The sequence below is a fragment of the bacterium genome (assembly GCA_021372615.1).
Lineage (GTDB): Bacteria > Armatimonadota > Zipacnadia > Zipacnadales > UBA11051 > JAJFUB01.
Map to the genome: position 1 here is coordinate 1 of JAJFUB010000152.1, position 7,248 is coordinate 7,248.

The 7,248-nt window shown below is 67.7% G+C and carries 4 protein-coding genes; all 4 read left to right on the forward strand.

The window, feature by feature from the left end; genetic code table 11:
• The first annotated feature begins 182 nt into the window (after nt 1-182).
• A complete protein-coding gene (locus tag LLH23_22015; protein ID MCE5241149.1) occupies nt 183-2,243 on the forward strand; it encodes a hypothetical protein in 2,061 nt (686 codons plus the stop codon).
• A gap of 40 nt (nt 2,244-2,283) precedes the next feature.
• Nucleotides 2,284-5,214: a DUF6259 domain-containing protein gene (locus tag LLH23_22020; protein MCE5241150.1), complete on the forward strand. Its 2,931-nt coding sequence runs from the start codon at nt 2,284-2,286 to the stop codon at nt 5,212-5,214.
• A 244-nt stretch (nt 5,215-5,458) separates the two neighbouring features.
• Nucleotides 5,459-5,704, forward strand: coding sequence for an iron-only hydrogenase system regulator (locus LLH23_22025; protein ID MCE5241151.1), 246 nt, complete (start codon nt 5,459-5,461; stop codon nt 5,702-5,704).
• A 41-nt stretch (nt 5,705-5,745) separates the two neighbouring features.
• Nucleotides 5,746-7,167 carry a [FeFe] hydrogenase H-cluster radical SAM maturase HydG gene (gene hydG, locus LLH23_22030; protein MCE5241152.1) on the forward strand — a complete coding sequence of 474 codons (1,422 nt, stop codon included), beginning with the start codon at nt 5,746-5,748 and terminating at the stop codon, nt 7,165-7,167.
• Nucleotides 7,168-7,248: the final 81 nt, after the last annotated feature.

Sequence of the window (7,248 nt, forward strand, 5' to 3'; positions counted from 1 at the left end):
ACGTGAGGTTCCCGACGGGACATGAGCAGGGACACTCCTAGCACCAAGTGCCCGCTCACTTCTTGCCCCAACCGTCAGAACCTCCTCGCCTCACAAGCAAAACCCGCACTTTGCGGAAAATGGGCTGGAGAGCCGCGCTCCAACGGCTTTGGCGACCAGTCCGTAGCTGGATGGAGACTGCCATGCGCCTGCTGCCGCCCGTCATGCTGTGCCTCGCTGCCACCGCCGCCCTGGCTGCGCCCACGCCCACCCGCGCCCCCATCACCTACGTGCTCGACTACGGGGGCAAGCACCTGGGCTACGACCAGTGGCTCGCCGACACCATCGCGGCTCGCCCGCAGCTTCTGCACCTGGGCAAGGATGTCTTGATGACTCACAACTGGGGGCCAATCCAGGCCCTCGGCGGCGAGAACCAGGCCTATGGTAAGGGCGACAGCGTGCGCCGCCTGACGCTGGAGGAGACCAAGCAGCGCCGGGCCGGGCTGACCGACATGGTCCGCCGCCTGCACGCCGGCGGGGTCACGATGGTCATGCCCTACATCTGCTCCATGACCATCGGCGGCGACCCGGACAAGCGCACCGGCTTCTGGGACTTCTACGACCACTGGGACGAGTATGCCGCGGAGTTCAAGCTCGGCCCGCGCCCGGCCGACGACCCGATCACATGGTTGCAGGTCGAGCCCGACGGCAAGCCCCACTACTTCTACGCCCTGACCAACGGCAAGTACCCGCCCTACGAGCCGAACTTGCGCTATGCGGTCTGCATGAACAACCCCCACTGGCGCACCTGGTCCGAGCAGGTGGTGCGGATGTGTGCCGAGGTGGGCTATGACGGCGTCTTCGTGGACAACGGCGGGTCGCAGCATTGCTACTGCCACTATTGCCAGGAGGCCTTCCAGGCGTGGCTGGCGGTGCGCTATCACGGCAATCCCCAGGCCTACGGCTATCCGGCGGGGCAACCAATCGCCCTGACCGATGACCTGAAGCAGGGCCTGGCGGTCGTGGACAGCCGCCGCTTCTGGGCCGACACCTTCAGCCGCCACATCATGGCCCTGAAGGCGGCCGGGGAGCAGGTGCGCCGCCCGTTCTATGTCTTCCCCAATGGCGGCGAGGGGCGGCCGGAGCACGTCTGGGGAGCGTTCGCGCCGGTGGACTTCCTCATGTTCGAGCGCTCCATTGGCGACTTTGGCACCAACCCCGGCCTGGCGGGCCGGCGCATCGTGCGTGACATCAAGCTCATGCATGTGAACACCAACATCTTCGAGAACAAGCTGACCCAGTGCGTGGGCGGCAACGAACGCCCGTTGATGCTCACGCGGGGCGGCTATCCGTCGCTCAACCCGGACTGGGACCTGAACCCCGACTCCGCGGCCCTGGCGATGGCCGAGTGCGCTGCCTATGGCAACGGCGGCGGCTTCCTGATCCGGCCCGACTACGCCACCTTCGGCGCCGTGCTGCGGCAGTACCGCGCCTTCTTCGAGCAGAAGGCGGCCCTGTACGAGGGCAACTGGGGCTACGCGCAGGTCCTGCTGGGCTGCTTCCCGTACCAGAAGATGTACGGCAATCCGTCTCACATCACCCGCCTGCGGGGCCTGACTGATGCCCTGGGCGAGTGCCACCTGCTCTTCGACTACGACACGCGCTGGAGCTTCCACTTCCCCGAGATGCAGAAGTACCGCCTGGTCATCCTGCCCGACGTGAAGTTCATGGACAGTGCCGACCAGATCCTCCAGTACGTCCGCGCCGGCGGCAAAGCCCTGATCGTGGGGGAGAACGCCACCTTCGGGGAGGAGCTGTTGCGCCCGCAGCAGTCGCCGCTGGCGGGGCTCACGCAGGACGGCCAGGTGCATACGCTGGGGGCGGGTCAGTACGTGTCCTGCCCCCTGGCGCCCAACGGCAAGCAGCTCTGGACGATCCTGGGGCAGCTCGGCCTGCAGGACCTCGCCCTGCTGCCGCGCGAAGACAACCAGCACGTACGGTTCAACGCCCTAGCGAAGCTGGATGGCAAGACGCTGTACTTCCACGTGCTCAACTATGACGTACCTCTGGGGACGACAGCCCGTCTGGACCACCCGCGTGAGGGCCTGAAGCTGCGCCTGCCGTTGCCTGCGGGGGCGCAGGTCAAGAGCGCCGTGGTCCACGACCCGGACAAGGCGGCGACGCAGACGGTGGCGGTGGGGGCCGACGGGACGGTGACGCTACCGCCGCTGCGGGTGTATGAGGTGGTGGAAGTGAGGCTGTGAGGGGGGACGGCATACGTCGTTACTCAACGAAGGAGCCAACATGCCACGCATACTGTCCCTCCTGCTGGTCCTTCTGTGGTCCTGCGCCCTCGCGCAGTCGGCCAAGCCCCTCCCGCGCGGGTTCACGATCACGACCCCGCGTCTGTCGGCCACGGTCATTGACGGCACCATCGTGAGCCTCAAGGACCTCAGGACCGGCGAAGTCCACGCCGACGCCGCCACTGCTGATCTATCCATGCCGCGCGGGCTGGGCTCCATGACGGGCCATGCCAAGACCATGTCATCCCTGCACTCACCGTGGGGCAACCAGCAGATGAACCAGGATGTGCCGCCCGGCACGGCCTTCCCCACGATGCACTTCCCGTCGCCGCAGGGCAAGTTCATCGCCACGCCCGTGCCCGGCGGGATGCGCGGCACCTGGACCGGCCTGACCAACGGCAAGGAGCAGTTCCCCGGTGAGAGCCTGACCGTGCAGTGCACGGTGGACGCCTCCGGCCAGTTGCTCACGCGCGCGACGGCGCAGAGCAGCGCGGCGGGCGTCTATGGCGTGCAGGCGCCGCTGGCGAACCTCCATCCCGACCACCGCTTCTATGTCGCTTCGTTCGGCGGGGTGATGTACGACCGGACCGGCCGGCCAGGGCTCATCACACTGGGGGGCAGCCCCTTCTGGGAAGCGCCCATCATCGCGGCCGAAGGCAAGCAGGGGAGCCTGTGCGTGTGGGTCCAGGAGCCGACCTTCCGCCCGAACTTCTGCTTCCTGAACTGGTCGGGCAAGAGCTTCTCGGCCGCCATCGAGTCCCTGAACCTCATCCCGTATGAGCCCCGCACGCAGATCGAGTCCGTCACGTGGCATCTGGACGTCTTCTCCGGCGGGTGGGTGGCCGCGATGACGCCGTACAAGCAGTGGTACGCGAAGGCCTTCGCTCCGGAGATGAAGGTCCGTGCGGCCACGAAGTGGGCCGACAAGATCCGTGTCATTGTGGATCACGCCGAGGGCACCCCCGAAACCTACCGGATGCTGGCGGCGACCTTCGACCCCGAGACTGTCCTGCTGCACAACTGGAACGCACGGGCGCCCGAGTTCGATCACGACCTGCCCGACTGGACGCCCCGCGCTGGCTATGTGGACAGCGTCAAGCTCGCCCACCAGCATGGCTTCCACACGATGGCCTATGTGAACACGTACTGTGTGAACGTCAACTCCCCGGTGTTTGTGCGGGACAAGATCAGGGACTTCGGGCTGCTGCGGGCCTACGCGGGCATATCCGGCTACCCGGACAAGCCCACGACATGGGCGGACGTCAAGGACGGGCAGCTCCTGTACCTCGACCCCCTCTCGGCCGCCTGGCGCAAGTACCACACGGACATGATGCTGACGTGGCGGAGGGAGACGGGTACTGACGCGAACTATGAGGACACAGCGGGAGCCATCGGCGACTATGGCAATGGCGTCATCGAGGGCAAGGCGGGCGCCGAGGGCGCGACGGAGCAGTTCCGCGAGCTGCTGCGCCGCAACCCCGAGGTGCCCATGTCCGCTGAATACGCCCCCGAGCCCATCGCCTTCGCCATCCGCTGGCCGCTGCGCTACCAGCAGGTCTGGGGCAATGCCGCCACCCGCGTGTGGTGGATGGAGCACCAGCGGCCCGTGTCGGCCCACATCCACGGGCCGAACGCCCGGGCGTGGGTGCCGATCATCCGGGCGGAGGACGACTTCAGCCGCCACGTGGTGGTCGCGTGCTCCGATGCGCTGGGGGGCCTCGGGCAGATCGCCGGCACCGCGACCGAGCTGCAGGCCACCAGCGGCATGCCCTACCACATGCGCACCCGCGCCCAGCTCTTCGCCCACCGGCAACTGACCCCTGTGTTCCCGCCGGAGCGCTGGCCGAACGACCTCGCCTGCGTGTACGAGGACCGGGGGGGGCGGCGCTACCAGTACTCCGCTACGGCGCAGGTTCAGCAGATGCTCGGGCCCGAGGGGCGGCCGCTCTACCAGCGCATCACCGGCCTCAACCAGCTCGACACGCCGCTGACGCTGCCCGGTTGGCCGGCGGGAGCCGAGGGCAAGGTGCTGGGCCTGAACCCCGAGGTCCGCTATGCACTGTCCCCCGGCGGGCACGACCGGACGAAGGCGCAGGTCCTGGCGCTCCCGCCCGGCATCCGCATCAGCCGCTATGAGAGCAACCCGCTACGCACCGTGCTGGTCCTGGGGCCCGTGGATGACAAGAGTCCGCAGTCCGGGGAGATCGCGCTGCGCACCAATGCGAAGTTCGTCGCCCTGCTCGTCAACGACCAGCCCGGAAAGCTACCGCCCGTCCCTGAGAAGGCTGTGTCCAGCGACCCCGCCACCTACCAGGTCACCTTCCCGGCGCACCTGACGTTCTTCGAGCGCGGGGCGCCGACGGTGAAGCTCGGCGAGCCGCTGGGCGATGGTCTGGAACGGGGGCGCTACATCATCCGCGCCACGGGCCTGGAGCGGGGCGGGGAGTTCATTGTGCCCCACCGGGCCGCCTTCCCGGTGCCGGGTGACAAGTCCGGCCGCGAGTTCATGCTGGTGGACTATGGCAGCGAGTGCGAGGTCGCCATGGACTACCTGGCGCAGGTGCCCGACCGGGAGACCTCCGTGGCCGTCTACGTCTACAACAACCAGACGCGCTACGGCAACGGCGGCATTGCGCGGCTCTACGTGAACGGCCGCGAGGTCCGGGCGCACGATCTGGGACCCAAGCCGAACCCGGACTGGCAGCAGGGCATGGACGCGGCGAAGAAGGTGGTCTGGGACACGGACTTCCACCTGTGGCGGGTGCCGCTGGGCCACCTCGCCGGTGGACCGGTAGCCATCACCATCGCCACCGACGCCAAGGGTGAGAACAACGCGGACCAGGTATGGTGGACGCGGCCATGGCTGGTGAAGGACCCCGAGCAGAAGCCGTCGTTCGTGCGCGTCCGGGCGGAGGGGATGGTGGCGGAGTAGGGGAGGGGTGGCGCGACGACGGGTAGTTGACGCCTCCGCCTCTGTCGAGTACACTTGTCTCCAACGGACAGGGGGATTCATTCCCCTGTCGGTGCGAACTCAGACCTGACCGTGCGGCTTAACACCCCAGCGGGAAGGCGCGCCTGGCGCGGGCATATCGGCGGTGCCATCACGACACCCTCTTGCATCCGCGCAGGAGGGTGTTTTTGTTTCTGCGGACGCCCGTGTCCGCGAGGAGAGTGCCATGGGCAAGCGTCTGGGCGTCGTCAGTATCGTCGTCGAGGACCTGTGCGCCGCGGAGGAGGTCAACGCCGTGCTCCACGACCACGCCGGCCTCGTGATCGGCCGCATGGGCATCCCGTACCGCGAGCGCAAGGTGTCGGTCATTGCCCTCATCGTGGATGGCGAGACCGACGAGATCAGCGCACTGACGGGGCGGCTGGGGCGCGTCCCCCATGTGTCGGTCAAGACTGCGCTGACCAGGGAATAGGCAGTCCCCGGCGCTGTCGCCGGGCAGAGAGGAAGAGCACCATGTACGACCCGAAGTCACCCCACGCCGACGATTTCATCAACCACAAGGAGATCGAGGCGACGCTGGCCGCGGCCCGGGAGGAAGCGCGCGACCCGGCCCGCGTGCAGGCGCTCCTGGACAAGGCCGCCACCTTCGCCGGCCTGACCCACCGCGAGGCGGCCGTACTGCTGGAAGTGCAGGACCCCGACACGCTGGAGGCCATCTACAAGCTGGCCCGGCAGGTCAAGGAGCACATCTACGGCCGCCGCATCGTCCTTTTCGCCCCCCTGTACCTGTCGGACTTCTGCGTCAACCGCTGCTCGTACTGTGGCTACAACCACGACCACGCCATGACGCGGCGCAAGCTGACCCAGGAGGAGGTGCGCGAGGAGGTGCGGGTGCTCGAGCGCATGGGGCACAAGCGCCTGGCCCTCGAGACCGGCGAGGACCCGGTCAACTGCCCGCTGGAATACGTGCTCGAGTGCATTGGGACCATCTACGACCTGAAGCTGGACAACGGCGCCATCCGGCGGGTCAATGTGAACATCGCCGCCACGACGGTCGAGAACTACCGCCGGCTCAAGGACGCGGGCATCGGCACCTACATCCTGTTCCAGGAGACTTACCACAAGCCCACGTATGAGCAGGTGCACCCGTCTGGCCCCAAGCGCGACTACGCCTGGCACACCGAGGCCCACGACCGGGCCATGGCCGGCGGCATTGACGACGTGGGCCTGGGCGTCCTGTACGGCCTGTATGACTGGCGCTACGAGACCATCGGCATGTTGATGCACGCTGAGCACCTCGAAGCCGCCTGCGGGGTCGGCCCCCACACGCTGTCGGTGCCGCGCATCCGCACCGCGGAGGGCGTAGCCTCGCAGAGCTTCCCTCACATCGTGGCCGACGCCGACTTCAAGCGGCTCGTCGCCGTCCTGCGGCTAGCCGTGCCGTACACCGGCATGATCCTGTCCACGCGCGAGCCGCAGGGCTTCCGCGAGGAGGTCATCGCCGTGGGCATCTCGCAGGTCAGCGCCGGCTCGTGCACCGGCGTCGGCGGCTACGCCCATGCCGGCAAGTTGGGCTTTGAGGACTCTACCCCGCAGTTCGTTACCGAAGACCGCCGCACCCCCAACGAGGTCCTCACGGGCCTGATCGAGGACGGCTACATCCCCAGCTACTGCACTGCGTGCTACCGCGAGGGGCGCACGGGCGACCGCTTCATGAAGCTGGCCAAGACCGGGCAGATCGGCAACGTCTGCCAGGCCAACGCCATCCTGACCTTCCAGGAGTACCTGGAGGACTATGCCGATGAGGCCCTGCGGAAGCTGGGGGAGCAGGCCATCGCCCGCGAGCTGGAGAGCATCCCCAGCGACCACATCCGCACCCGCGCCAGGGAGTTCCTGGGCCGCATCCGCCAGGGCGAGCGCGACCTGCGGTTCTGAGCCCCACAAGCAGGCATATGCGGTTCGACGGCGAAACAGGCGAGACATGGCCGTGTGGGAGCGGTCACCGACCGCGACTGC